Genomic DNA, 26,854 nt, shown 5'->3' with positions numbered 1-26,854 from the left:
CCTACTCGGTACGGGCAACCTGGTCGATGCGGTAGCCCTCAATGGTGTCGCCAGGCTTGATGTCCTGGAAGTTCTCCAGGCCAATACCGCCCTCGGAGCCGCTCTTGAGGCTCCTGGCCTCGTCCTTGTAGTGGCGCATCGAGGCGATTTTACCGTTGAAGACCACGATACCGTCGCGCACCAGGCGCACGGAATCGGTCGCGACGATCTCGCCCTCTTCGACGCGGACACCGGCAGCGATACCGACTTTGGGCACCTTGAAGGTGTCCAGGACGGTCGCGGTACCCGTGGCGACCTCAACCTCGGTGGGCTTGAGCATGCCGATACGGGCGGCGTCGAGCTCCTCGAGGCACTTGTAGATGACGTCGTAGCAACGGATCTCGACGCCCTCGCGCTCGGCGGCGGAGCGGGCCTTACCGTCGGGACGGACGCCAAAGCCGATGATGATGGCGTTGGAGGCGTCGGCCAGAACGACGTCGGTCTCGTTGATGGCGCCAACGGCGGAGTGGATCGTGTTGATGCGAACCTCGGACTGATCCATCTTGTCGAGCGAGTCCTGAAGGGCCTCGATGGAACCCTGGACGTCGGCCTTGATGATCAGGTTGAGCTCCTTGACCTCGGCGTCGGCAATGGTCTCGAAGAGGTTCTCGAGCGTGACGTGCTTGACGCGGCTCTGCTCCTCGATACGGGCCTTGAGCGAACGTTCATCGGCCAGGGCGCGTGCCTCGCGCTCGTCCTCGAACACGCGGAACTCGTCACCGGCGTTGGGCACGGACTGCAGGCCCAAAATCTCGACAGCGTCGGAGGGACCGGCCTCGGTGACGGCGCGGCCCTTGGGGTCGAGCATGGCACGGACGCGGCCATAGGTAAGGCCGGCGACCAGCGTATCGCCCACGTGCAAGGTACCGCGGGTCACGAGCACGGTAGCGACCGAGCCACGGCCCTTGTCGAGCTTGGCCTCGAGGACGTTGCCGGAGGCAAAGGTGTCCGGGTTGGCCTTGAGCTCGAGCACGTCGGCCTGGAGCAGCACGGTCTCCAGAAGTTCGTCGATACCGATCTTCTGCTTGGCCGAGATGTTGACGAACATGTTCTGTCCGCCCCACTCCTCGGGGATGACTCCGTACTCGGTGAGCTCCTGACGCACACGGTCGGGGTTGGCGCCCGGCTTATCAATCTTGTTGACGGCAACGACGATGGGTACGCCGGCGGCCTTGGCGTGGTTGATCGACTCGACCGTCTGGGGCATGACGCCGTCGTCAGCGGCGACGATCAGGATGACGATGTCGGTCACCTTGGCGCCACGGGCACGCATAGCCGTAAAGGTGGCGTGACCCGGGGTATCGATAAAGGTGATCTTGCGGTCGTTGATCATGACCTGCGAAGCGCCGATGGCCTGCGTAATGCCGCCCGCCTCGCCGGCAGCAACGCCGGTGTGACGGATGGCATCGAGCAGCGACGTCTTGCCGTGGTCGACGTGGCCCATGACGGTGACGACCGGGGCACGCGGCTTAAGGTCGGCGGGATCGTCGTAGAACGAGAAGGTGTTCTCCTCCTCGGGGGTGATAATCTTGATCTGACGGCCCAGGTCGTCGGCAACGAGCTCAACGAGGTCGTCGGACATGGACTGCGTCATGGTGAGCGGCGTACCCAGCAGGAACAGGCGCTTGATGATGTCGTTGGCCGGAACGTCGAGCGCCTCGGCAAGCTCCTGGACGGTAACGCCCTGGGAGACCTTGATGGCGTCGAGGTCCTCGGGGTTCACGCCCTGGGCCAGCGCCTCCTCTATCTTGCGCTCCTCCTGAGCCTTGGCAGCCTCGCGCTCGCGCTTCTCCTTGCGCTTCTTGCGGCGACCGGTGGACTCGCGAGAGGCCTCCTCGACGGCAGCACGAGCCTCCTCGAGCACCTTCTCGCGGCTGTACTCCTCGGCCTCGCGAGCCATGCGGCTGTAGTGGTCCTCTTCGTTGTTGTGACCGCCCTTGCGCTTCTTGCCCTTGCCCTGCTTATCGGGGTTGGGGAAGTCCATGCCGGCAGCGACGTTGTTGCTGGCGTTGGTGCGATGGCTGTGCGGACGGCTCTCGGAGGCGTTGCGCTCGGAATTGTTGTCGGAGGCGTTGCGATCGTTACGACGGCCACCGCGGCGGTCGTTGTTGCCGCCACGACGGTTACCGCGCTCGGCGGCGCGCTCGGCCTTGGCCTTGTCCTCGGCGTCCTTCTTCTCCTTGAGCACGGTCTCCTGTGCGGCGATCTGGTCGAGCAGCGAACGGAAACGCGAACCGGAGTCGGAAGCGGGAACGGCGCGGCGCTGGGCCTCGCGGGCAGCCTCCTCCTTCTCGCGGGCAAGGCGCTCCTGCTCGGCCTTCTTCTTGGCCTCGGCCTCGGCGCGGGCAGCCTCCTCGGCAGCCTGGGCTGCGGCAAACTGGCGACGCTCCTCCTCGCGGGCCTTCTCGGCGGCGATGCGCTCGCGCTCGGCCTCGGCGGCGCGAGCGGCCTCCTCGGCGGCAGCTGCCTGCTCCTCGGCCTGCTTGGCGGCCTCGACTTCCTGGGCGCGGGCCTCGATCACCGAGGCGAGCTGCTTGCGGACCATGGCGACATAAGCGTCCTCCAAGGTGGAGGAAGCGGACTTAGCGGGAATCTTCATATCGGCGAGATGACCCATCAGTTCCTTGGAGGTCATGCCGAACTCTTTGGCCAGGGTGGACACACGGACTTTTGCCATATGACTTCACCTACCCTTTCTGGCACCTTGGGTGCCTAGAGACTGAACGAGCGTGGGAGACGCGCCGGGACCCGCCCGGCGCGACCGCGCGCTAGATCAGGTCCTCCGCATCATCGAAGGCGTCGGTGTCGTGGACACCGCAGAAACGGGAGCCGGGACGAGCCTGGTTGCGGCACTGGATGCCGTCCTCGGACACGTACTCGCAGCGGCGGACGTCCTCGTCCTCCTCGTCACCGATCAGGTCGGCGGCGGGCTCCTCGTGAACGGGAACGTTCTTGAGGATGTCGGCGGCAAGCGTCTCGGACTTGATGTCGATGTGCCAGCCGGTCAGGCGAGCGGCGAGGCGGGCGTTCTGGCCCTCCTTGCCGATGGCGAGGGACAGCTGGTCGTCGGGCACGATGACGCCGGCGTAGGCCTTCTCCTCGTCGATGAGGACGCGGGTGACCTTGGCGGGCGACAGGGCGTTGGCGACGTAGACGGCAGGATCGGCATCCCAAAGGATGACGTCGACGCGCTCGCCACGGAGCTCGCCCACGACAGCGCGAACACGGCTGCCCTTGGGGCCGACACAGGCGCCCACGGGATCCAGACGGTCGTCGAGCGAGTGGACGGCGACCTTGGAGCGCTGGCCGGGCTCGCGGGCGATCGACTTGATCTGGACGGTGCCCTCATAGATCTCGGGCACCTCCTGCTCAAACAGACGACGCATGAGCTCGGGGTGGGTACGGGAGATGACAATCGGCGGACGGCTGTGCTCGCCACGAACCGGCTGCAGGTTGGAGTTGGGGTCGCGAACGTCGATGATCACGGCCTTGATGTGCTGGTTGTGCAGGTAGCGCTCGCCCATCGGACGCTCGTTGCGCTCGTTCTCGTAACGGCGCTGGTCGAAGTGCGGCAGCTCGGCCTCGACGCCCTCGCGGATCTTGACGATCGTGAAGTCGGGTGTGGACTGCAGCACGGTACCGCTGATGAGGTCACCGATGCGGCCGGAGAACTCCTCGTAAATCTGCTCGCGGGCGGAGTTGCGCACGATGGCGTTGATCTCGGCCTTAGCGTGCTGGGCAGCGATGCGGCTCGTGTTCTTGGGAGTGACGTCGATCTCCTCGAACTCGGTGAAATTGCCCTCCTCGTCCATGGAATCGTCGATCGGCTCCAGGCGGTAGACGTAGATCTTGCCGGTGGTGCGGTCGATGGTCACCTTTGCGCCCCACTCAAGATGCAGGATCTCGGCATAGCTCTTGGCGAGCGACTGCTCCAGGCGGTCGATCAGGTAGAGCTGGTCGATGTGCTTCTCCTGGCAAAGCTCCATCAGGGCGGACATCATGTCGGATGCTGCCATCTTACTTTCCTTCCTTCGCGGGCTTGAAGTCGTAGGTGGGCTTCAACTTGCACTTTTTAACATCAGAGAAATCGAGGGTGACGGACTCGCCGTCCTCGAGCTCGAGGGTCACGTTCGTCTCGGTGGCGGCGGCAATCTTGCCGGCGTACTTGCGACGGCCCTCGGTAGCGGTAGAGGTGAGCTCGCAGTTCTCGCCCACAAAGCGGGCAAAGTCGCACGGGCGGCGCAGCGGGCGCGCCATACCCGGGCTCGACACCTCGAGCGTATAGCTCGAAGAGATGGGATCGAGCTCCTCAATCACATCGCCGACCCACTTGGTGTTGGCCGTGACGTCGTTGAGCGACAGGCTCTGACCCTCAGCACCCTCGATACGCACACGCACGCAGGGGGCCTTGGTGGCACCCACGAGCTCGACGTCGACGATGTCGACATCGTGCTGGGGAGCGACGGCCTCGAGCGCGTTGATGATCGCCTGCTCGGTCTTGGTCTTGACCATTGCGGCACCTCCATCCATACAAAAAAGAAGCGGGGCCGAAACCCCACTTCTTTCAATTACAACTTCATTTGCAAGCAAACTATACCAATAGCTGCGGAAACGCGCAAGCACAGTACGAACCTGCAGGTCAGCGTGCGCACAGCTTCTCCACAAGAATAGGACAATTGACCGCAGACATCAGGGCAGGTACATGAAAAACGAGGGACGACCCAACCGGATCGCCCCTCGTCTTTTATGCGTCAGTTAAGCGCGCAGTGCTTACTTGACCACCAGGTTGACCAGCTTGCCAGGCACGCAGATGGCCTTGACGACCGTCTTGCCCTCAAGCCACTTGGCAACGGCCTTCTCGGCGGCAGCCTGCATGTCCTCATTGGAGGCATCGCGGGCAACGTCGACACGACCGCGGACCTTACCGAGCACCTGGACGACGATCTGCACCGTGTCCTCAACGGACTCGGCCAGGTCGAACTCGGGCCAGGCGGCGGTGTAGGCGTTGCCCTCGCAGCCGAGCGCCTCGTGCCACAGTTCGTCGGCCCAGAACGGGCAGATGGGAGCAAGGACGCTCACGATGTCCTTAGCCACGCCATAGCACAGCGCCTTGTCGCGGGCGGTACCCTCAGTGGCATTGAGGTAAGCGCTCGCCGCGTTGACGAGCTCCATGACAGCCGAGATCGCGGTGTTGAACTGGCCGCGATCGAAGTCCTCGGTGCACTTGGCGATGGTGCGGTGACGCTCGCGATAGAGCTTCATCGCAACCTCGTCGAGCGCGGACTTGTCGAAGGCCACGTTAGCGTCACCGGACTGGACGAGTTGCCAAACGATACGCCAAGCGCGCTTGATGAAGCGGTTGGCGCCCTCGACGGCCTTGGGATCCCAGTCGAAGTCCTTCTCGGGCGGGGCGATAAACAGGATCGCCAAACGCATGGTGTCGGCGCCGTAGGGCTCGATGACCGAGCTCGGGGGCACGACATTGCCCTTGGACTTGGACATGGTGTCACCGTTCTCGTCCTTAACCATGCCTTGGCACAGTAGGTTGGTGAAGGGCTCGTCCACGCTCAGCAGGCCCAGGTCGCGCAGGGCCTTGGTAAAGAAACGGCTGTAGAGCAGGTGCAGAATGGCATGCTCGATGCCACCGATGTAGTTATCGACGGGCATCCAACGGTCGGCGGCTTCCCTGGAGAAGGGCAGCTCGGTGTTGTGCGGGTCGGTATAGCGCAGGTAATACCAGCTGGAGCAGGTGAAGGTGTCCATGGTATCGGTCTCGCGCTTGGCCGGGCGACCGCAGACCGGGCAGGTGGTCTCGTAGAACTCCTTGCACTCGGCGAGGGTCTCGCCTGCGCCCAGGTCCAGGTTCTCGGGCAGCGTCACCGGCAGCTGATCCTCGGGCACGGGCACGATGCCGCAGTGCTCGCAGTGGATGGCCGGGATGGGGTTGCCCCAATAGCGCTGACGGGAAATGAGCCAGTCGCGCAGACGGAACTCGACCTTGCGACGACCACAGCCCATGGCCTCGAGGTCGGCCACGATGGCAGCCTCGCCCTCGGAGTGCTTACCGCCGCGCATGCCGGTGTACTTGCCTGACTGGACGAGCGTGCCCTCGGCAGTGTGAGCGCAATCCCAGTCGACGGTCTCGGCATGGAAGGTATCGATGGTCTCGCCGCTGGCCTCGACGGCAGCGCGATCGTCATCGTCCAGGATGATCGGCACGATCGGCAGGTCGTACTTACGGGCAAACTCAAAGTCGCGCTGGTCGCCACAGGGAACGGCCATGACGGCGCCGGTGCCGTAGTCGGCAACGACATAATCGGCAACCCACACGGGGACCTTCTCACCGTTGACGGGGTTTACCACATAGCGGCCCGTGAAGGCACCGTGCTTCTCGAGGGTGCCCTGGGCACGCTCGACGGCAGAGATATGCTTGGAGTCCTCAACGATCTTGGTGACGGCCTCCTCGTACTCTGTGCCCTCGACGAGCTCGTGCAGGCCGGCGTACTCGGGAGCCAGGACAAAGAAGGAGACGCCAAAAAGGGTATCGGCACGCGTAGTGAAGACGGTGATCTTGCCCTCGTCGCCCTCGATGGGCTCGCCATCCTTGTCGCACAGGGTAAAGTCGACCTCGGCGCCCTCGGAGCGACCGATCCAGTTGGCCTGCATCTGCTTGACGCGCTCGGGCCACCCGGGGAGCTTCTCCAAATCGTCGAGCAGCTCCTGGGAGTACTCGGTGATCTTGAAGTACCACTGCTCAAGGTCGCGCTTCTCGGGCTCGGTGCCGCAGCGCCAGCACTTGCCCTCGGTGACCTGCTCGTTGGCCAGAACGGTCTTGCAGGTGGGGCACCAGTTGACCGGGTTCTTCTTGCGGTAGACCAGGCCCTTTTCCCACAGCTTCTCAAAGATCCACTGACCCCAACGGTAGTAGTCGGGGCTGCAGGTCTTGACCATGCGATCCAGATCGTAGGAGAAGCCCATGCGCTTCATCGTGGTGAGCGCCTGGTCCATGTTCTTATACGTCCAGGCAGCAGCCTGCGTGTTGTGCTTGATGGCGGCGTTCTCGGCGGGCAGGCCAAAGGCATCGAAGCCGATGGGATGCAACACGTCGTAGCCGCGCATGCGGGCCTGACGGGCCATGGCATCGCCGATGGTATAGTTGCGCGCGTGGCCCATGTGCAGGTCGCCCGACGGATACGGGAACATCTCGAGCACATACTTCTTGGGCTTGCTGTCGTCGGTGTCAACGGCAAAGAGGTTGGAGTCCTCCCAGGCCTTCATCCACCTGGACTCAATGGCCTGCGCGTCGTAGGCAGGGATCTCGTCCTTATGATCTGTGCAATCGCACATATCAGCTCCTTTGTTATCTCGGTTGGGGCGGGGCGCTCTTACCTTTACTCGCTGCTGCGGACAGTCCTGCGCAAGACGAAGAGCACATTTAGTGCTCTTCTTTGCGTGCGGAACTTGCAGCGAGCAAAGGTAAGAACGCCCCGCCACATCGTTAACTCGCATGATGATAGCAAATACGACAAGCGAGATGCCTGCGACTTGCGGGCATCTCGCTTTATCTAAATAACGTGGTTGTGAATCAACCGCTATCTGTTATCCGCCCAAACATGGTCGGGTTTTCCAAGTGCCGCAGATTGCCGTGAAAGAGGAGCGACGCGTACTTTGGTACGCGAGCGACGGTTTGAACGGCAAGGTGCGGTGCTTGGGAAAGCCGCTTATCGATAGGAAACGCTCTGCTGGGAATCCTTGACGACTACGTCGTGGGCGCCGCCTTCGACGATCGAGGTCGAGCTGACCAGAGTCAGGCGCGCCTTTTCCTGGAGTTCGGGGATCGAGAGGGCGCCGCAGTTGCACATCGTGGACTTGACCTTATAGAGCGTGCCGCCCACGCCGTCCTTGAGGGAACCGGCGTAGGGAACGTAGGAGTCGACGCCCTCGACGAAGCTAAGCTTCGCGGCGCCGCCCAGGTCGTAGCGCTGCCAGTTGCGAGCACGCGCAGAACCCTCGCCCCAGTACTCCTTCATGTACTGACCGTTCACGTTGACGCGCTCGGTCGGGCTCTCGTCAAAGCGGGCGAAGTAACGACCCAGCATCATAAAGTCTGCACCCATGGCCAGGGCGAGCGTCATGTGGTAGTCGTAGACGATGCCGCCGTCGGAGCACACGGGCACGTAGACACCGGTCTCCTCATAGTACTCGTCACGGGCACGGCAGACGTCGATCAACGCGGTGGCCTGGCCACGACCGATTCCCTTGGTCTCACGGGTGATGCAGATGGAACCGCCGCCGATACCGACCTTGATGAAGTCGGCACCGCAGTCGGCCAGGAAGCGGAAACCCTCGGCGTCGACAACGTTACCGGCACCGACCTTGACGTCCTCGCCGTAGTTGGCGCGGATCCACTCGATGGTGCGCTTCTGCCACTCGCTGAAGCCCTCGGAGGAGTCGATGCACAGAACGTCGGCACCGGCCTCGATGAGCAGTGGCACGCGCTCGGCATAGTCGCGGGTGTTGATACCGGCGCCGACCATGTAGCGCTTGTCGTTATCGAGCAGCTCGTTGGGGTTGGTCTTGTGGCTGTCGTAGTCCTTGCGGAACACAATGCCCATGAGGTGATCGTTGTCGTCGACGATTGGCAGGGCGTTGAGCTTGTTATCCCAGATGACGTCGTTGGCAACCTTGAGGCTGATGTTCTTGTCGCCCACGATGAGCTGCTCACGCGGGGTCATGAACTCGGAGACCTTCGTCTGGTGGTCATCGCGACTGGGACGATAGTCACGGCTGGTGACGATGCCCAGGAGCTTACCCTTGGGAGTGCCGTCGTCGGTAACCGGCATGGTGGAGTGACCGGTCTTCTCCTTGAGCTCGATGACCTGCTCCATGGTCATGTCGGGGGTCAGCGTGGAATCGGACTGAACGAAGCCGGCCTTGTGATCCTTGACGGCCTTGACCATGGCGGCCTCGGACTCGGCGCTCTGGGAACCGTAAATGAAGGACAGGCCGCCCTCGGTAGCGAGCGCGACACCCATGTCGACGCCCGAGACGGACTGCATGATGGCGGAAACCATGGGGATGTTCAGGGTGATTGCCGGCTTCTCACCGCGCTTAAAGCGGGTTAGCGGCGTCTTAAGAGAGACGTTGTTGGGGATGCACTGCGAGGACGAGTAACCAGGGACCAGCAGATACTCCGAAAACGTGTGGGACTCACCGGGAAAGAACGTAGCCATGTTTCTCCTTTTTCCATGCGACCGGTCGGCTGCAGGCCTCGTAGGACCCAGCCCAACCTTGGGCGCCCAATACTGGGGAAGTATCTTAACGCACTTTGACTGCTACAATGCATGATTTAAGAAGAGCACACGAGGGTTTGACGCAGGCTTTGCGTTTGCCCAGCAAACACTTTAGCGGGAAGACGTGGAGCACATGGAGTACAAGACGACGGCAAAGTTGGTCATTCAAGCGTGCGACAAGGAACTGCCGGGCGTGTTCGGCCACGGCTGCGTCTTGCTGCTGCAGGGCATCGCCCGCGAGCACTCGCTCAACCGCGCCGCCAAGAGCATGGGCATGGCGTACTCCAAGGCCTGGCGCATTGTGAACGAGGCCGAAGGACAGCTGGGCTGCAAGCTCATCGAGCGCGACGGCGCCCGTGGATCCACCCTCACCCCCGCCGGAGAGCGAGCCATAGCGGTCTACGAGGAGCTGCAGACCGACATCAACAACGTCATCGCCACCAAAGCCAACGACCTCATCGCCAGCATCAAAGAGTAGCCCATTTGGGACGGGGCCTTATAGCCACACAACCCCTTCTCATAAGTTGCGGTGAAATAGGGACTGTTTATGCGGTTAAAGCCGTAAATCAATCCATATTTCACCGCAACTTATGGAGTCGAGGATGATTTAGCTAGTTGCGAAGGGCATTATCTAGGGTGGCGGCCACGATCAGTGGGTTGTCAGTGCCGGCGAAGAGGCGGACGGTGCTCCCCTGCTTGCCGCGTGGGGCCGAAAGGCGCGTCGTTGCGCCGCCGGCCGGCGATGTGCGGAACTCCCCCGGCAAAGAATCAAAGAGATCGCCCGCACTGCGCTCGATAAGATCAAACTCAGCTGCCGGGCCAAAGCCGTGCTCGAGGATTCCCGTTGCAACCGCATGGTCGGGATGCGAACTCAGCCCGGGATAGCGCACGTTGCGCACCATCTCATTGGCGGCCAGATACTCGGCCAGCGCACGTGCGCGGTCGAAATGCGCCTGCATGCGGACATCAAGCGAGTCCAGCCCGCGCTCCAGCACACCGGCCTCGTCAGCAGGCATATCAAGCTTGGCCAAGCCACAGCCCTCGAGCAGGGCATGCGCGCACTCAGCCGCGGCATCCACGCGATGGCGCTTGAGCTGCGAGCGCGCGGCCGATACGGCAACCAACTTGCGCGGAGCATCACCGGCGCATACACGATCGAGCGCCTCGAGCGACAGCGCAGCACCCAGCCGCAGCGGATCGCAGCCAAAAGCCGACGCCACGGTGTTGTCCACAACCAGCAACGCGCGGGCCTCACGCGCCGCGCGGCCCAGAGCGCGAAGGTCGGGCACGCGCAGACCAAACCCGCCGATGGAGTTGACGAACCACCACAGGTGCGGACCCCCGGCATCAAACGAAGCATCAAAGCCCTCGGATGCGGCGGCAAACGCCTCGGCGGACGGCGAGCCCACGAGCACAACATCGCAGCCATCAAAGCCGCTCGCAAACGCATCGGCAAAGTCATCCGCAAAGGCCACCAGACGGTCACCGGGACGCACAATACCCAACAGCGACAGCGCCGCCGGCACATGCGGGGCCGCAACAAGACGCGCCTCGCGCGCACTGGACCTCAAAGCCCAGGCCTCTTCTAGCTGCTGTACATCCACACGGCACCGTCCCTTCATAAGCAAAAACCCACGATGCGGGTGTTCCCCGCATCGTGGGCAACGGCTGCAGTATAGCGCCGATATGCGACGACTCGCCTAAATGCTGAGCGTATGGTAGTTTACGCTCGCACCCGGGGCGTCAACGGACACGCCATAGGCCTCGGGATAGATGCGTGTCGAAAACACGAGCGCGCCATCGTTTACAAACACCTCGACCGACGAGACATCGCCGACAATGCGCGCATTACGAACCTCGTCGACGGGCTCCCAGCGCACGGTACGACCGCAACCGGCAGAAGTGCGACCCCCATCGGTAAATCGCATCTCAAAGCGCGCGGGCAGTTCGCCCTCGGCGGGCACAAACGCCAGCTTCAGCTCGCCATCAACGGTCGCGGTGAACGCACCGTCAACACCGTCGACAACAACGTCAAAGCAGGTATCGCCGGCAACCTCCAACAAGCCCTCCCCTACACGCACCGAGGCATAATGGTGCTCAATCTCGCGCGCCGGCTGCTGCAGTACCACGCCGCCGTCACCGGCCATAAGCTCGCGCGGCACCGTCATGCAGTGCTGCCAGCCGCACACCACGGTCGGTGCGTTGCCATAGGTCGGCTCATCGGGCATGCCCATCCAGCCGATTAGAATATGGCGACCGTCCTCGGCCGTGAACTCCTGCGGCGCATAGAAGTCAAAACCGGCGTCCCACAGGCGGAACTCGCCCAGCTCATAAGCGTCCTTGCCACCCGTAATGTCGCCCGATACAGGCATGTAGCCAGCGGCATACACATTGCCGCGATCCCAACGACCGCCCTCAAGGCCCTGGGGCGAAAAGGACAGCCACTTCGCCGGTACACCGCCATCCGGCTCAAGCTCAAGGTATCCCGGGCACTCCCACATAAAGCCAAAGCGCTCGGGCGTAGACACACGACTCTCGAGCTCCCAACTCAGTATATCGGCCGAGCCATACACCAGGATCTCGCCCACATCGCGCCCGGCACCCTCGCCGTGCATGGCGCAAAATCGACTATCGACATGCGGCCCATCCACGCGACGACGCGCGCCCAGCACCATGTGGTAACGCCCGTCATCATCGCGCCACACCTTGGGGTCACGCACGTGGCAGGTCAAATCCTCGGGATAATCATCGGACGCCAGCACCACGCGCTTTTGGCTGAACTCCCGACCGGCAAGGCCATCAACGCTCTCGACATAAACAGTATCGGCGCGGCGGCCGGTATTGACGTAGTCGTACGTGCCGTCTGCATCGGAGAGTTTAACGTTGCCTGTGTACAGTACGCGAATGCGGCCGTCCTCGGCAAACGCGGAGCCCGAATACACGCCATGGCAATCGAACGGCTCGTCGGGCAGCAGCGGGGCGCCAACATATTCCCAGTTCATAAGGTCGCGGCTTGTGGCATGGCCCCACATCTTTACGCCGCCGTTCACATCAAACGGGGCATACTGGAAGTACGCGTGAAACACGCCGCCCGCTTGGCAAAGACCGTTGGGGTCATTGAGCCAACCCGCCGGCGGCATAATGTGGAAATGCTGGCCATACGCGCCATGACCGCACTCAGAGGCGGCAGCGTCAACAGCGGCAACCAGCTTTGCAAGGTCGCGACCAAGTGCATTAGACATATCAAAGTCCTAACGGATCGAAAGTAACAAGGCGCCAGAGAACGGCAGCAGATACAGGAAACGCCCGTGAGCATACAACCAGCGGGCATCCCCTCAATCAAAAGCTCTTAGGCCTGCTCGGAAGCCTTGGGCTCGTCCTTGTACAGGAGAAACGAGACGGCAAAGGACACGACCGCGGCGACCGCAAACATGATCGCGTACTGCACGGGCTGGGCCAGGCACAGCAGGATACCGAAGATACCGGTAACGCCCGTGCCGGAGGCAGCCAGCGAAGTGAGCGCGCAGACCAGGGCACCGCAACCGCCGCCGATGCAGCCGGCGATGAAGGGCTTAAAGAAGCGCAGGTTCACACCAAAGATGGCAGGCTCGGTAATGCCCATGAAGGCGGACAGGGCCGAAGGAAGCGCCAGACCCTTGATCTTGGCATAGCGGGTCTTAAAGGCAACGGCGAGCGCGGCGCCACCCTGGGCGATGTTGGCAGCGCTGGCGATAGGCAGCCAGTAGGTCACGCCGTACTGGGCGAGCTGGCCCAGGTCGATGGCGGTGTACATCTGGTGGATACCGGTAACGACCGTGGGGGCATAAAACAGGCCGACGATAAAGGAACCGATGCCGAAGGGCAGGGTCAGCAGGGCCTGGATCAGACCGAGGATGGCGTTCTCGGCCCAGACAAAGATGGGGCCGACGGCAACGAGCGTCACGAGCACGGTCACGAACACCGAGACGAGCGGAGTCACAAAGAGGTCGAACATCTCGGGAACGATCTTGTGCAGGCGCTTCTCGAGGAAGGCGAGAATGGCGCAGGCGATGACGATGGGGATCACATGGCCCTGATAGCCGACCCACTCAAAGCTGTACACACCGGGAATAACAGTAACCATGGTCTGAACGCCCTCGGAAGCAACCGTGTAGGCGCTCTGCAGCGAGGAGTTGATGAATGCACCACCGACGACAGCGCCCAGATACGGGTTGGCGCCAAAGGCCTTAGCGGCGGAGTAACCGATCAGGATCTGCAGAATGCCAAAGGACGTGCCCGAGACCAAGTCGGCGATCTTATAAATAAAGTTATTGGTGTCGAGCGCGATAAAGCCGTTGGAGGCCATGAAGTTGAGGGCGCTCATAATGCCCAGCAGCAGGCCCGAAGCCACGATGGCGGGGATGATGGGAACAAAGACGTCGCCGAGCACCTTAATGGCACGCATAAAGATGTTCTGCTGCTGAGCCGCGGCCTCCTTTACCTCGGCCTTGGTGGCAGCCTCGACGCCGCTGAGCGCGATGAACTCTTCGTAGACCTTGTTGACGGTGCCAGTGCCAAAAATAATCTGGAGCTGGCCCTGGGCCTCAAAGACGCCCTTGGCGCCATCGACATTCTCGATGGCCTCCTTGTTAACGTTGGAATTATCGGCAATCACCAGGCGTAGACGCGTGGCGCAGTGTGCGGCCGAAACAACGTTGCCGGCGCCACCGATGTTGTTGAGCACCTCTTGGGCTGATTTGCGGTAGTCCATGACTTCCCTTTCCTCCAACGGGCGCATCTGCACCCGGCCATCTTTGACACTTACACTGTAATCGTTTTCAGTTTGATATGACTGTAATCGTTTTCATAGTAGGGTGAACGGTAGGAAAAAGCCGGCGAAAGGTAGTTTTGAAGCAAAAACAGGGGTCTCAGAGGCAGGCAGACGTGCCCAAGGCCTAGACATTCATAAGCTGATGGCCGAGCTTGAGCGTCTTGAGACCGCTCTCCCCCTCCTCACCATCGAGCGCGTTGAGCAACATATTGGTCGCCTCGACGCCACTGGTCAGGTAGCCGTAATGCACGGTGGGAATGCCGCCCGTCAGCGCGCGCAAAAACGCGTTGTCGCCAAAACCGCTCACGCGACGCACGCCCTCGCCCACGCCGCGCAGCTCGTCAAAAGCGCGCAGGGCGCCGGCCGCCATAGTGTCGGTCGCGCACGCGATAAACGAAACATCGGGATCGACGGAGAGCAGTTCGCGCGCAGCGCGATAGCCCGAGTCGAGCGTAAAGGACCCCTGGCGAATCAGGCTCGGATCAAGCACAACGTCCACGGCGCGCAATCCGGCCTCAAAACCGCGACGGCGGTCATAACCAGCAGCGCGGTCCTCTTCGGTAACTCCAATGTAAGCGATCTTGCCGTCCACGCGACCCGCAAGCGCACGGCCCAACTCAAAGGCAGCCTCGTAATCGTCGTGATAAACGCAAGCCGTGCCCTCGACATTCTGGCCGATCAGCACGATGGGCACGCGGCACGACTCAATCGCCCGACGGTGCTCATCGGTAATCATAGTTGCCACCAGCACAATGCCATCGACCGGGTGGTTTTGGAATAAATCGAGGTATTCGAGCTCACGATCGGCCGCGTTGTCGGTGTTGGCAAGGAGCATCTGGTAGCCACGACGACCGAGCACCTGGCCAATACCGGCGGTAATGCGGCTCACGGACTCCGAGTTGATCTTGGGCACGATGACGCCAATGAGCTTGGTGGAACCGGTGCGCAGCGCGCGAGCCTGGCTGGATCGCACGTATCCGGTCAACTCGATTGCCTGCTTAATGCGCTCGGCCTTGTCCGCCGAGATATATCCACCGTTGAGGTAGCGCGAGACGGCGGCGCTCGAAACGCCGGCCAGCTCGGCCACATCTTTCATCTTTACCACGAGCACCCCCGTCGTTGAAATCGCTTTCACCATGATACCCGTGAAGACGGCATGCGAACCAAATCGGCCCACCCGGGTCGAGCAAACGTCAGCGAGCGGGCAGCTGCCGTGGCGAGGTGCCGCGAAAGAGGAGCGAAGCGTACTTTATGTACGCGAGCGACGGTTTGAGCGGCAGATCGCCCGGCAGATGCCCGCGCAGCGTCGAGCGGTCCGGCGTTCGTTAGAACGCCGGAACATAGTTACCCGTGGTACTCGCCGTTATATTGAATGAGCGTCAGGTCCTCCACGCCGTCGAGTGCGCAAATGGCGTCCGCATAGGGCATGTCAACGCCGTCCGAGAACACCTCGGCGGCCATTTCGACCTTGTCGCCGCGCATAGTCTTGGACTTGACGGTAAACTTGGTGCGGCCAAATGCACGCACGATATCGTCGCCGGTGGTCTGGCCCGTGTAGTGGATGACCATCATGTACACGCGCGCCTTGTCCTGGTGGCTCGCAAAGCCGGCAATCATCACCACGATCACCACCGCCGTGAGTGCCACGAGCGCATACATGCCGGCTCCCGCCGTAATGCCCGTGGTAATGGCCCAAAACAGATACAGAAGGTCGAGCGGGTCCTTGACCGCCGTACGATAGCGGACGATTGACAGAGCACCGACCATACCGAGCGAGATAACCACGTTCGTCGAAATCGCGAGCGTGACCATGCAGGTGAGCACGCACATGCCCACGAGCGTCACGGCAAAGCTGCGCGAATACACCACGCCGGTAAAAAAGCGCTTGTACACGTAATAGATCAGGATGCCCATGGCGAGCGCCACGAGCAGCGAAAGGCCAATCTTGGCAGGGTCGACCTGGCCAAACGCCTCCAAGACGGAGTTCTTAAAAAAGTCCCTGGTGCTCATGGTCTAAATATCCCCTCGGTTCTCAAAATCCGATTCCCAGTAATTAAATCCGCGCAGGTAGGCGGTCTTTTCGTAACACAGGCAGTACTTGGAGACCGCCGTAAGCTCGGCCGCTCCCGGCGGCACCATATCACGCACCAGCTGCGGGCAAAACTCCGTAAACTTGACCTCCATCACCAGCTTGCCGGGCTCCAGGACCGGCAGCGCGGGCAGCATCGCGTCAAAGATATCGAAGCTTCCCACCACGGCACGCACGTTCATGTCAAACGTAATGCGCACGGTGCCCTCATCCATCACCCACGGCTCGCGCTCGTAGTCCACAATAGTCCGCGGGCGCATCATGTTGCAGATGCACTCGATGTAGAACTCTCGGCAGAGCGGATAGGGGCTCCTCAGCAAAAAGTCGTAGTCGCCAGCCAGGATCTGCTCAAACTCGCCGCGCGTAAGCGGCGCGTCCTCCTTATAGATCCAGCTGCCGAACTTCTTTTTGCGCTCGAGCTTAATCACCTTGTCGCTGCCGTTATAGATGCGCACGCGATACTTTTTGCGCATGAGAATACCGGCGTCTTTTTCCTCGTAGGCCGAGTTGCAGTAGTCGTCAAAATACAGGCTGCGAATGGTGTAACCACCCGCCCGCGCATGCTTGTCCAGTTTAAAAACCGGCGCCATGCGACAGGCAAGCGCGGCGTGCTCGCCCTCGTTAATGAGATATTTGAGCTCGTGGCGGTAACGCTCCTGCGTGGTACGCACAGGCGGAGCCGCCAAGCGCTCAAGCAGCGCGCTAGCCCTCCTCATACGTGTCCTCCACGACCTTACCGCCGTCTTGCACGTAAAAACACCTCATGCCGTAGTGCTTGCCGTCGTCGGTCACATAGTAGTCAAACGCATCTTGCGTATAGCCGTCGGAGTTGTTGGCACGCACGCGCACAAAATACTGGCCGGCATCGGGCGCATCGCAGGTCACCTCGGGAAGCAGCACGTCCTCGGCCTTAAAGACCACGTCGCTTATGGCATAATCACGCGCAAGCTCCACGGTGTAGCGAATGTCGCGCGCCTCAAAGTCGTAGGACGCATCCCAGTTAATACGCAGCTTACCGTTATCGATCTGCGGCACGCCGATGTAGAACGGCATGGGCTTTTTAAAACTCTCGCGAAAGCTCTTGTAGTTCTCCTCGATCTCGGAGGGAATCGCAGCGGCGATCTGCTCGTATTGGTCCTTGGTGACAGGCAGATGATCGATATCGGGCGAAGCAAAGACCAGCGATTCAGTAACCTCGCGGTAGTGCTTGATCATCTTGCTCAGGCGTGCCTCGGTCATATACGAGCGCAGGTCCTTGACGGCGCGGTCGAGATCGCTGCGGAACGATTTGCTGCGCAGCGCACGATTGAACAGAACGTTGCCCCAGTAGTTGCTTACGCCGCGCTCCCAGCTCGCGTAGTCCGAAAACCCGGTAAGAGAAAGCTCCAGCTTACGCAGCATGCCGTCGTTATCCCAATCCAAAAGGTACCAGGTATTTGAGTTGAGCGGGCTGTACAGATAGCAGTTACGGTTCTGCGTATCGCAGTTGCCCGTCAGGATCTGAAACGCCAGCCAATAGACCAGATTTTCGGTATCAAAGTAGGTGCCGAGCACGTCGTCGATCTTTTGCGATTCGTCGTTGAGCGCATCGAGCATCTCGATGAGCTTGGTGTGGTCCGAATCGCCCTTAATCTCGAGCATGCCCTCAAATTTAGCCTGGTTGTAGTCGGGATCGTCGGCGAGCTTAATGGTATCCTCGTAGCGATGGAAATCGAAGCTGTTCACCTTATACAGGTGTCCGCTCTTATCCAGGCCATGTGCCTTAAGCGCCGTCTTGTTGAGCTGCTCCACCTGCGTAAACAGGCCGTAGTCCTCAAAGGTGTCGTTGGACTTTTCGGTCTGGTCGCACACCCACAGATGCACAAACTGCGTGCGCAGGCCCATCATCTGGGGAATCCCGCGGATAAGGTCGTAGGCCATCTTGTTGCGAAAACGCATACCCTCGCCCATGTGCTTGTTGAGCGCAATCGCGCGCTGTTGGCGCCAGGTACCCTTGCCCTTTTTGAGCTCCACCTTGTAATTCTTTTGCGAGTTGTTGCTCGATGTCTGACCGCGCACCTGCACGGTGGCATTGGGCGCTTCCTCGCCATAGCCAACCTCGCCGGCCACCGGGCCGTCTTCGTCGCCCGGCTGCAGCAGGCCCATAACCTGATAGCGCGTCACGCCCATGTCGGCATAGTCATACACCGAGTACGTGTTGATCTCGGCCCAGCTGTGGTCGGTGTTCTCGGAGCTGTTGCCGCGTGAGACCGTCAGGTACATGGTCACAATACCCGAGTCGTCGTAGACCTCGTACAGCTCATCTTTATCGCGAAGATGCTTGGACTGATCGGAGGCCTCGGCCTTTTTAATCTTGTCCTGCTTTTTGACCTTTTTGGTCGAGGAGTCTTCCTGCACCGAGCAGCCCGAAAGCAACAGCGCACCGGCAGCCGCCTCAAACAGGCGACGGCGGGACATCATTCTATCGGTCATCAGAACCTCCCCAATGGTTGCGATACACGTGAACTACTGCGCGCTCAAACGCACCATGCGGCTCACCCTTATGGCGACCTTCCTCATAGCGCTGCTCGGCACGGTCGAGCAAGCGGCCCAGGTGTGTAAAGCAACCCGTTTTGTCGGTCGCCACAATGGGCTGCTGGCTCAGGATACGATACGGCAAGTTAGCGGTATAGGTATCGAGCCGCAGCAGCGCCACGATAAAAAACACCGCCGCACCCAACAAAAAGCCAAAGCCGTAAAACTGCTGCGGCAAAAGCAACGACACGGCAGTCGCCAGCCCGGCCACACCGGCAAACAGGCCCGAAGCCAGCACGGCCCCCTTATAGTCGGTAAAGTACAGCAAGATGAGCATCACCGTATTACCCACGGCATACAGGCCATAGCCCACGCACAGCGTGCGAAAATACCCGTGCATAAGGTTGTTAAAGCCCAACGGTAGGGCCGACAGCACCGTGGTCTCGAGCGAAATGACCGCCGCGGTCACAAACAGCTGCTTGAGCGCACAAAAGCGCAGTTCGCTGTTAAGCGTGGAGAGCATCTCCTCCTCGGCCACCACAATGTCGCCCACCACGCCGCCGTCGTTGAACAGGCTGTAGTAGTCGCGATAGCGCGGATAGAAATTGACCTCGACCGAGACCACAAAGTTGACGGTCGTGACCAGGATCGTCAAAAACGCGATGAGCGCCGGCACATCGTAGTAGGGCGCGCCATAAAACAAGCCCTTGACCTGCACGCCAATGGGACCGGCCCAAATAATCACCAGGTGCGCAAAGAGTCCCAGATTGGTTAACAGGCCCGTGAGCGCCAGCGGCATAAACTGATCGAGCCACTGCAAAAAGGGCCAGGGGCTGCGGTCGCTCTGAGGAAAATACCGGTACAGCAGTACCACGTCCCAGGCGAGCATGACGCCGTAGCCCAGAGCAATTGACGCCAACAGGCCCTCGACCGGCGGCAGTCCCAGCGCCAGCGCGGCCAGGGCGCACAGGCACGCCACGCCAATGGCGGCCGCAAAGCTGCACAGGATGCCGCGGTAATCCTTGATGGCCGTGAGGTAACTCATGCCGTTCCAGTTGACGATCATAATGTTGAACAGCCACAGGCATAGCAGCCCCTGCAGCAGCGTGGCGCCCGAGAACAGCAAAAAGACGCCGTAGAGCACCGTGCCCGCAACGAGCATGATGGCGTTGGAGCCCCAAAACGAGGGCAGAATCTCGTCCTCGCGCTCGGCAAACAACATATCAGCCAAAAAGCGCGTGATCGGCATGGAGAAAAAGCTCGTGAGCAAAAGCGAGGCCAGCAGTGTGTAAGTCACCATGCACACCAGCAAATCCTGGTTGGCACGGCCCACACCCCACAGACCGCACAGCACCAAGATACCCACCTGGAGCAGCACGCCCAGCAGCATCGGGCCCGTGCACACAATGCCGGCGTAGCCGTAAGCGCGCATCGTGGCAAACAGGCCCTTGCGCCTAAACAGGCGCTTGAGCTCAAAACCAATTCCGGCCACCGGCTACTCCCCCTCTCTGGACAGGTTAAACGCACGCGCCGTCTCGTCGTACAGCGCGCGATAGTTGGCGAGCATCTGCTCGTGCAAAAAGCACGTGGCAACGCGACGCTGCCCGCGCTCCCCCATCTCAATGCGACGGGCGCGACTCACGCACATGCGTTCCATGGCATCGGCCAAGCCCTTGCGATACATAGGCGGCGTCACAAAACCCGCCACGCCAAAGTCGTCGCCCAGGGCGCCTTCGAGCAGCTCGCGGCAGCAGCCCACCTCGGTCGTCACGCAGGGACGACGCGCTGCAAGCGACTCCAGTACGCTAAGCGGCTGGCCCTCGGAGATGCTCGTCAAAATGGTAAAGTCGAGCTTTTCCATGTACTCGACCACGTTGACGCGGCCGGTAAAAATCAGGTCGCGCACGCCCAGGGTTTCTACCAGCGCGTGGCACTCGGCGCCGTACTCCTCGTCGTCCACGCCGCCCATGATGTGCAGGCGCACCTTGGGCAGTCGCTCGTGCAGCTCAAAGAAGGCATAGATCATAGTCTTGACGTCCTTGATGGGCGCCAGGCGCACCACCGCGCCAATGTCCACCCAGCCGTCATCGGGCTTTAAGGGAATGTCCTTAAAGCGGTCGAACTGGATGCCGTTCGGGATGACCAGACATTTGTCCGCATCGCAGCCCATATCGATCTGCGTCTTGCGGGCGTTATGGAACAAACTCGTCACACGGAAGGCGCGGCGGTAGATCTCCTCCGAAAGCAGGTAGAAAAAGCGGATCCAGCGGTCCTTAAACGATGGCACCACCCAGTCGGCGCGAATGATCTCTTCCTCGCGCTCGCGGGTATAGATGCCATGCTCGGTCAGCAGCACCGGCGCATGGTGAACGCTTGAGCCCAGGCAGGCGAGCAGGCCACCGTAGCCGGTCGAGATGGCATGGTACACATCGGCCACCGGCACCTTGCTGCCCAGCAGGTAGAGCACGGGCAGTAGCATTGAGCGCATGGTGTGGAACGCATCGGCAAAGGGCGTGTAGGGGTACTCGGCCAAGCACATGTCGCGAAAGATATCCATAAACGTGCGGCTCTGCAAAAACGAGAGCGGGTGCACGCGACGGCGCTGGAAGATATCGAACAGCACGTCCCAGTCCGGATTGGAGAGCGACACCAGGCGGCGCAGCGCCTCACGCTCGCGGTCGTTAAAACTGGCTTCATGCTGCTCGCCCGAAAGCCGCAGGGCATCGTCCAGAAACACCTCGTGCACCTCGACCACGTTGCCGGGCAGCTCGTAGACAAACTTGCCACGGTCGGCAGCATGCGCGCCGATCACCCACAGCACAAACTCGTGCTCGGGCATGGCCTGGATATAGCCATGCATCCAGGTAGATACGCCGCCGTGCACATAGGGGTAGCAACCCTCGAGTACCAAGCAGATTCTCATTTATCGCCACCCTCCTTGCGCTCGATCGTCACGGTCTTATCATTTGCCTTGAGCAGATACAGATTGCCCGTAAGGTGCGTCAGTTCGCCACCCGTCACCGCACCCGGCTCGCCATTATTAGCGCGGAACATGAGCCACGCCTCGTCGTGAAAATTGCCCAGGCTGAGCGTCCAGGCATCCGCACTGGTATCCACGCTCACCGTCACGGACGAAAAGCGCTGGATGGCACCGGAGCACTCCGACGCCGTCTGGTGCCGCAGGTCGGGCGCGGATTTGGAAAGCCACTCCAGGTAGTCGACCAGGCCGCCCTTGTAGACCTCCCAGCCCTCCTTGGCTCCGCGATCGGGGTCCAAAAGGTCGTCCGGGTGCATAAAGTGCGTGCTCACGTAGTGCATGTTGAGCTCGGACACGGCTGCCAGGCGCATATAGGAATCGTCGACCATGCCGCCCGAAACAATGCGCGGCTGCTCCACAATGCCATCGCTCGCCACGCCAAACTCCTGCACGTACGGCAGGTCGGTGCCATCCTTAAAATACGTACTGGCAATGGTCTTAATTCGCGGAACATCGGTACCGATAAGCTTGCGCGCGCGGGCCGAAAGGATATTCGACGGTGGCACGTAGACCGAGCCGTGCGCATTGGGCAGCACCTCGTCCTGGAAGGCTATAAGCTCGTTGAGCGAAGCGACAAGCGTTTCCTTGTTCTTCCACGTCTTGTAGTCGTACAACGTGCCGTAGTCGGTGTCCCAGAGCGCGAGCGGCTGATGGTTGTAGCCGTGAAAGCCCAGCTCTCCGCCCATCTGCAGCAGCATGCCGCCAAAGTAGCGGAACTGTGTGGCATCGGCTTGGTGCGCGGGCTCGGTCTGGTTGACCGCGTCCTCGTAGTTTTCGATCATCACGCCGGTATAGCGAATGCCGTATTTTTGCGCGAGCTTTTGCAGATCGGGCCACCAGACCTTGGTGTAAAAATCGGCGACGGAAAGCCCGTAGTCGCGCTTGATGTAGGTGCCGTCGCCCGAGGGCACAGGGCTGGGAAAGTCGTCCAAATAGAACACGGCGCCGTTGATGACCGGATAGGCCGTGGCTTCACCCAGCAAGCTTAAGGCCGAAGCATAGAACCCACGCATGACCTTGTCGTAGATGCCAATGTTGCACACCACGGTGTGACCACTTCCGCAATCGTTAGACCAAATAAGCGGCGTGCCCGCATCGCCGGTCTTTGCCCAGACGTGCGCCGTTTCGCGCAATGAAACCGAAAGTGAAGAATCGAAGGGATCCGAGAACTCGTAGCGCTCTCCCCCGCCCAGCATAAAGTCCTCACTCGGAACGATACTTTCGGCTTTCGCATAGTCATATCCGGCCGATTCGATCCCAAGCTTGGAAGCAATAGCCTGCAGGCAGTTCGAGTTATCTGGCGTCATGCCCAGCATGAGTGAGCCGCCCACACTCACCCAACTCATCAGATCGGTCAGATGCGTACCCAGTCCGTCAAGCGAGGGCATAAGCACAATCACGCGATCAAACGACGTGAGCGATGGGATCGCGTCCGCACCGTCGGTGGCAATATCAACATCGCGATGGGCGATCTTCATGTCGAGCAGGATCTGGTCGAACTGTTCCTTTACGTCCTCGACGCCAGCTTGATCGGAATCGGTAATGACCAGGCATGTGGGCTTTTGGCCAAAGATTGCCGAGGAGGCAGGCACCGCATCGTTGGCGGCAAGCATCCCCAGCTTATGCTGGCCCGCACTGTACTGCACGCCGGCACGCTCCACCAGCAGCACGGCGGCCATGGCAATAAAGACCGCCCACACCACGAGGAGTCCCATCCAACGAAAGCGGCCTGCACGGTCGCGGATATGTTGCGCCGCACTCATCCGGCCTCCTCCCCGTCGCGCCAAAACGCCAACTTTTCGCGGTTGTCGGCGCTCAAATACACATGCTGCTTGTCAATCGCATCGATCACACGGTGAACCTCGTCACCATCGCGGCGCATCACGGCAAGGCGCAGGCAAAGCATCCAAACCTCCTGCTCCTCGGGCACGTCGAGAACCAACTGATCGGTCACGGCCTGCGCCTCGTCGATCTGTCCGACATCGGCCAGCGTCGTCGCGTATCGAATGCGCAGCTCAAGGGTATCCTCGCGCTCGCAGCGACGCGCAAGCAGGCGCGCGTACTGTTGGCGCTGAATCTGAGCCACGCGCCCCTCGGCCAAGCCCGAGCCCAAGTATTCACCAAGAAAATCGCAGTATTCGTTGAGGTTTTGCGCACTCGGGTCCGTCTTAAAGGCACGCTCCAGCTGCTGCAGTTTAAGGTCGGACTCCTTGGAGATCTGCGCCACCGCCGTCGCGGCATAGTGCGCCACCTCAACGTCGTCGTTAAGCTTAGCCGCCTGCAGCTGCGCCAGGTACGCGTCGGGCTCCTCGGTGAGCATGGAGAGCATTAGGCGGCGTCGGTATGCCGGGTCGTTGACGATGAGCGCCTCCTCGAGCGGGACCACGCCCGCATCGGCGTCACGGTCGTGCACCAGAATGCTGCGATGCAGGTCGTCGTTAAAGCGCAGCGACTCCAGCGCAGACTCTTTCAGCCCCTCGCCAAACACCGCGCTGCGGACCGATAGCAGAACCACCAGCAACGGGCCCCACAGCGGCACCAGCACTATCACAGCCAGCATGTGTCCGCGCACCGGCAGCAGACCCAGCTTCATGAGCGTCCACAGCATCAGGCAAACCAACGCATGAATCAGCAGCAAGACGGCAGCAACGACAAGCGAGATCAAGCGGCACCCCCCTCACCGTCACCGGTGTAAGAGATGTGCTGCAACAGCGCCACGATGTCCTCGCCGTCGACGGGCTCCACCGCAATATGCTTTGCGCTCAGGCGCTCGCGGATAATGGGCAGATCGCACGCCTTTGCCTGGCGCATAAGCAGGTAGAGCACGTCGCCGTCGACCAAGCCCGCCGCGTCGCTCTCGCGGATTGCCGACCCAATTGCGCCCACCAGCTCGCCGACAGGCTCCATGCCCGGTACCACGCGCAGGAGCAAAAAACTCCCCATCTTGCTATCTGCCAGCGCCTGCTCCGCCGCGAGCTCTTGGCCAAAGGCAGCCTGCTTGAGCACGCAAGTGCCGTCAACGCAGCGTTTATCCTGCGCCACCGCCTCATAGTCAAAGGCACGGCCTAGCGCGCTTTCGACCAGCCCGCACAAGATGCGGAACAGGTTTTGATAATAGAGGGTCATTTGGTTTTCGGCCGCACTACGCACAAAGATCAACACGGCGGGTGCCCCGTCGCGCTCGATCGCGTATCCAAACATGGGAAGCCCCGGCGTCAGCTCGCGGTTCACCCACAGGTTCGAACGACCCCCGTCGCCCAAAAGAGGTGCAAGCTGCTCAAGCGTGAGCGAGCGTGCGGCATCTTCGGCAATCGCGGGACTTGCTGCCACCAGGCGTGCAAATGCCCCGCCCGAAACATGGTAGATCGCCACCGAATCGTTCTCGAGGATCTCGCCCAGAAGCTCGCAGCACTTGCGATAGATGTCGCGTGGGTTGAGCACGTCGAGCTCCTGCGTCACGGCAAAGATCTTGCCAAAGCTGTTGTGGCGACCCACGATCTGACGTCTGTACGCGCTTGTCCTCGATCGCGTCGTGGTAGAGCTGCGTAAGGAACGTATTGCGGTTGCGCACGAGCTCGTTTTGATCGCGCTCCGCCCTAATGGCCTCGCTGTTGCGCAGCTGCACATAGCCGCACACGGCACCCACCACAAAGTACGCAATAAACGGCAGCCAGTTGGACGGCTCGTAGAACAGGCCCTGGAAGGTATAGCCGTACTGAGTAAAGTAGCTCGCGGCCAAACCCACCGACGCCAGCAGCGCCGCAACCAGGCCAAAGTCCAAGCCATACAGCGTGCCGATCAACACCACGTAGAGCAGGCGATAATCGAGCACGTTGAGCTGGACAGATTGGGAGAACAGATGCTCCAGCACCTCGAACAGAACCCAGGCAACGCCCGTCTCCAGGCATTTGATGGGCAGCGAGCGCATCTGGATGCGGTCGATGGCGGCACGCAAGGGGTTGACCTTCTTCGCGCGACCGGCATCCCAACGCGCCTGAATGGTCGAAAGATCGCGCAGCAGGTCGTACCGCTGAAACCAACCATAGCGCACGCGAACGACGTCGCTGACGGGCAGGGCGTAGCCGGCAGAATCGCCATAGGCAACTGAGAGCCCCGAGAACAGCGCCTTAAGGGCCTCGCCCACTTCACCCGCCGTGTGATGGAAGGCATCGGCTACGTCGAGCGTCTCAAAATTGTCATCCCAGCTGTCGAAGATACGGCGTACCAGCACCGCGAGCTCCTCGGTGCACAGCAGGGGAAACGCCGCATCCTCCGCGCCCTGCAGAGCAACCGAGCCGGTTGAGCACGCGTCGAACAGCGGCACCAAAAACGGGTCCTCCAGCGCGGCAGACGCGGTATACAGGAACGGCACGCGCAGGATCTTGGTTTGAACGCCCTCGCGAGCGGCGTAGTAGCGGCACAGGTCGTTTGACGCGCGGGCGATAATTCCCTTGCCCGTTCGCCCCGCGGCATCGGCGGCGCCCTCGGCACCCGCGGGCCCCGCTACATACAGCAGTTGGATCCGGCGACCCGCGCACGCACGAAAGACCGAGCGCAGCGTCTCGATATCGCCCACGGTATCGGTATGCGGGGTAAGGTAATTGGATAGGTAGACCACGCGTTCGAACTCGTAGGCCTGATCCAGGTGTTGCAGAAGCTCTTTCCACGAGGCATGGGGCGACGACTCGTCGCGGCGCGTGTCCTGCACGGCTACGACCTGCACATGGTCCCCGGGGAACGCCTTGGCACAAAAGTCATCGTCAACATATGCGGTGTTGCCAACAACCAGCACCTCCATGGCGTTCTCCTCCCCTAAAATCCACTTCGTTCATAGTCAAACATGCGTATTTTACGCTGTCAACGCGAGCTGGAAAGCCTTTAAGGCTGTTTTAAGAACTTTTTTAGAGGATGAGGGGACATTAAGAGTGCTAAATGAGCGCTCAATCCGGAAGTATGCGGCAAATTCTTGACATGCCGACCACACTGGATAACGGCAACGCTTCTACCTGCGGTTTCTTTACATGAAAAGGGCGATGTGTTCGAGGGTTCCGAAATTTGCCGCATACTTCCGT

General features: G+C 60.9%; 19 protein-coding genes. 1 reads left to right on the top strand and 18 read right to left on the bottom strand.

Going from position 1 to position 26,854, the window contains the following annotated elements; genetic code table 11:
* Nucleotide 1 precedes the first annotated feature (1 nt).
* The 5 genes from infB to AAAV44_RS03310 all read right to left on the bottom strand — a co-directional run bounded on the left by infB (nucleotide 2) and on the right by AAAV44_RS03310 (nucleotide 9,272).
* Nucleotides 2-2,716: a translation initiation factor IF-2 gene (gene infB / locus AAAV44_RS03330; RefSeq protein WP_349114561.1), complete on the bottom strand. Its 2,715-nt coding sequence runs from the start codon at nucleotides 2,714-2,716 to the stop codon at nucleotides 2-4.
* 91 nt (nucleotides 2,717-2,807) lie between these two features.
* Nucleotides 2,808-4,055 (bottom strand): transcription termination factor NusA, encoded by a 1,248-nt coding sequence (gene nusA, locus AAAV44_RS03325; protein ID WP_006234042.1) that lies wholly within the window; start codon nucleotides 4,053-4,055, stop codon nucleotides 2,808-2,810.
* Between the two features lies 1 nt (nucleotide 4,056).
* Nucleotides 4,057-4,551 (bottom strand): ribosome maturation factor RimP, encoded by a 495-nt coding sequence (gene rimP / locus AAAV44_RS03320; protein ID WP_349114560.1) that lies wholly within the window; start codon nucleotides 4,549-4,551, stop codon nucleotides 4,057-4,059.
* Nucleotides 4,552-4,809: 258 nt separating this feature from the next.
* Nucleotides 4,810-7,386, bottom strand: a complete 2,577-nt coding sequence (leuS, locus tag AAAV44_RS03315) for a leucine--tRNA ligase (protein ID WP_349114559.1) — start codon at nucleotides 7,384-7,386, stop codon at nucleotides 4,810-4,812.
* A gap of 374 nt (nucleotides 7,387-7,760) precedes the next feature.
* Nucleotides 7,761-9,272 (bottom strand): IMP dehydrogenase, encoded by a 1,512-nt coding sequence (locus AAAV44_RS03310; protein WP_006234046.1) that lies wholly within the window; start codon nucleotides 9,270-9,272, stop codon nucleotides 7,761-7,763.
* Between the two features lie 193 nt (nucleotides 9,273-9,465).
* Between AAAV44_RS03310 and AAAV44_RS03305 the strand changes: the two genes are divergently transcribed.
* The gene (locus AAAV44_RS03305) at nucleotides 9,466-9,810 is read left to right on the top strand and encodes a LysR family transcriptional regulator (protein ID WP_349114557.1); all 345 of its coding nucleotides are present in this window, start codon (nucleotides 9,466-9,468) and stop codon (nucleotides 9,808-9,810) included.
* Between the two features lie 133 nt (nucleotides 9,811-9,943).
* On the opposite strand, the gene AAAV44_RS03300 is transcribed toward AAAV44_RS03305, so the two are convergent.
* The 13 genes from AAAV44_RS03300 to AAAV44_RS03240 all read right to left on the bottom strand — a co-directional run bounded on the left by AAAV44_RS03300 (nucleotide 9,944) and on the right by AAAV44_RS03240 (nucleotide 26,580).
* Nucleotides 9,944-10,936, bottom strand: a complete 993-nt coding sequence (locus tag AAAV44_RS03300; RefSeq protein ID WP_349114555.1) for a PLP-dependent transferase — start codon at nucleotides 10,934-10,936, stop codon at nucleotides 9,944-9,946.
* Nucleotides 10,937-11,032: 96 nt separating this feature from the next.
* Complete coding sequence (locus AAAV44_RS03295; protein ID WP_349114553.1) at nucleotides 11,033-12,574, bottom strand: glycoside hydrolase family 32 protein; 1,542 nt, start codon at nucleotides 12,572-12,574, stop codon at nucleotides 11,033-11,035.
* A 107-nt stretch (nucleotides 12,575-12,681) separates the two neighbouring features.
* Nucleotides 12,682-14,082 carry a PTS transporter subunit EIIC gene (locus AAAV44_RS03290; protein WP_349114552.1) on the bottom strand — a complete coding sequence of 467 codons (1,401 nt, stop codon included), beginning with the start codon at nucleotides 14,080-14,082 and terminating at the stop codon, nucleotides 12,682-12,684.
* Nucleotides 14,083-14,266: 184 nt separating this feature from the next.
* A complete protein-coding gene (locus AAAV44_RS03285; RefSeq protein ID WP_349114651.1) occupies nucleotides 14,267-15,238 on the bottom strand; it encodes a LacI family DNA-binding transcriptional regulator in 972 nt (323 codons plus the stop codon).
* A gap of 248 nt (nucleotides 15,239-15,486) precedes the next feature.
* Entirely contained in the window at nucleotides 15,487-16,152 is a 666-nt protein-coding gene (locus AAAV44_RS03280; RefSeq protein ID WP_349114550.1) for a DUF4956 domain-containing protein, read from the bottom strand.
* 3 nt (nucleotides 16,153-16,155) lie between these two features.
* On the bottom strand, nucleotides 16,156-16,947 hold the full coding sequence (locus AAAV44_RS03275; RefSeq protein WP_349114548.1) for a polyphosphate polymerase domain-containing protein: 792 nt from the start codon (nucleotides 16,945-16,947) through the stop codon (nucleotides 16,156-16,158).
* The gene (locus AAAV44_RS03270; RefSeq protein WP_349114547.1) at nucleotides 16,934-18,703 is read right to left on the bottom strand and encodes a CotH kinase family protein; all 1,770 of its coding nucleotides are present in this window, start codon (nucleotides 18,701-18,703) and stop codon (nucleotides 16,934-16,936) included. Before AAAV44_RS03270 ends, AAAV44_RS03275 begins: the two co-directional genes overlap by 14 nt.
* On the bottom strand, nucleotides 18,693-20,237 hold the full coding sequence (gene pelG, locus AAAV44_RS03265) for an exopolysaccharide Pel transporter PelG (RefSeq protein ID WP_349114546.1): 1,545 nt from the start codon (nucleotides 20,235-20,237) through the stop codon (nucleotides 18,693-18,695). The genes AAAV44_RS03270 and pelG overlap by 11 nt, the downstream gene beginning before the upstream one ends.
* A gap of 3 nt (nucleotides 20,238-20,240) precedes the next feature.
* Nucleotides 20,241-21,668, bottom strand: coding sequence for a GT4 family glycosyltransferase PelF (gene pelF, locus AAAV44_RS03260; protein WP_349114545.1), 1,428 nt, complete (start codon nucleotides 21,666-21,668; stop codon nucleotides 20,241-20,243).
* Nucleotides 21,665-23,545: a DUF2194 domain-containing protein gene (locus tag AAAV44_RS03255; protein ID WP_349114543.1), complete on the bottom strand. Its 1,881-nt coding sequence runs from the start codon at nucleotides 23,543-23,545 to the stop codon at nucleotides 21,665-21,667. The genes pelF and AAAV44_RS03255 overlap by 4 nt, the downstream gene beginning before the upstream one ends.
* Nucleotides 23,542-24,447, bottom strand: a complete 906-nt coding sequence (locus tag AAAV44_RS03250; RefSeq protein WP_349114541.1) for a hypothetical protein — start codon at nucleotides 24,445-24,447, stop codon at nucleotides 23,542-23,544. Before AAAV44_RS03250 ends, AAAV44_RS03255 begins: the two co-directional genes overlap by 4 nt.
* Nucleotides 24,444-25,112 (bottom strand): hypothetical protein, encoded by a 669-nt coding sequence (locus tag AAAV44_RS03245; protein WP_349114539.1) that lies wholly within the window; start codon nucleotides 25,110-25,112, stop codon nucleotides 24,444-24,446. Before AAAV44_RS03245 ends, AAAV44_RS03250 begins: the two co-directional genes overlap by 4 nt.
* Nucleotides 25,060-26,580 carry a DUF4118 domain-containing protein gene (locus AAAV44_RS03240; protein ID WP_349114538.1) on the bottom strand — a complete coding sequence of 507 codons (1,521 nt, stop codon included), beginning with the start codon at nucleotides 26,578-26,580 and terminating at the stop codon, nucleotides 25,060-25,062. Before AAAV44_RS03240 ends, AAAV44_RS03245 begins: the two co-directional genes overlap by 53 nt.
* Between the last annotated feature and the right edge of the window lie 274 nt (nucleotides 26,581-26,854).

Origin of the sequence: Collinsella sp. CLA-AP-H1, from assembly GCF_040092945.1 — a bacterium.
Lineage (GTDB): Bacteria > Actinomycetota > Coriobacteriia > Coriobacteriales > Coriobacteriaceae > Collinsella.
This window is presented reverse-complemented; position numbering and strand designations above follow the sequence as displayed.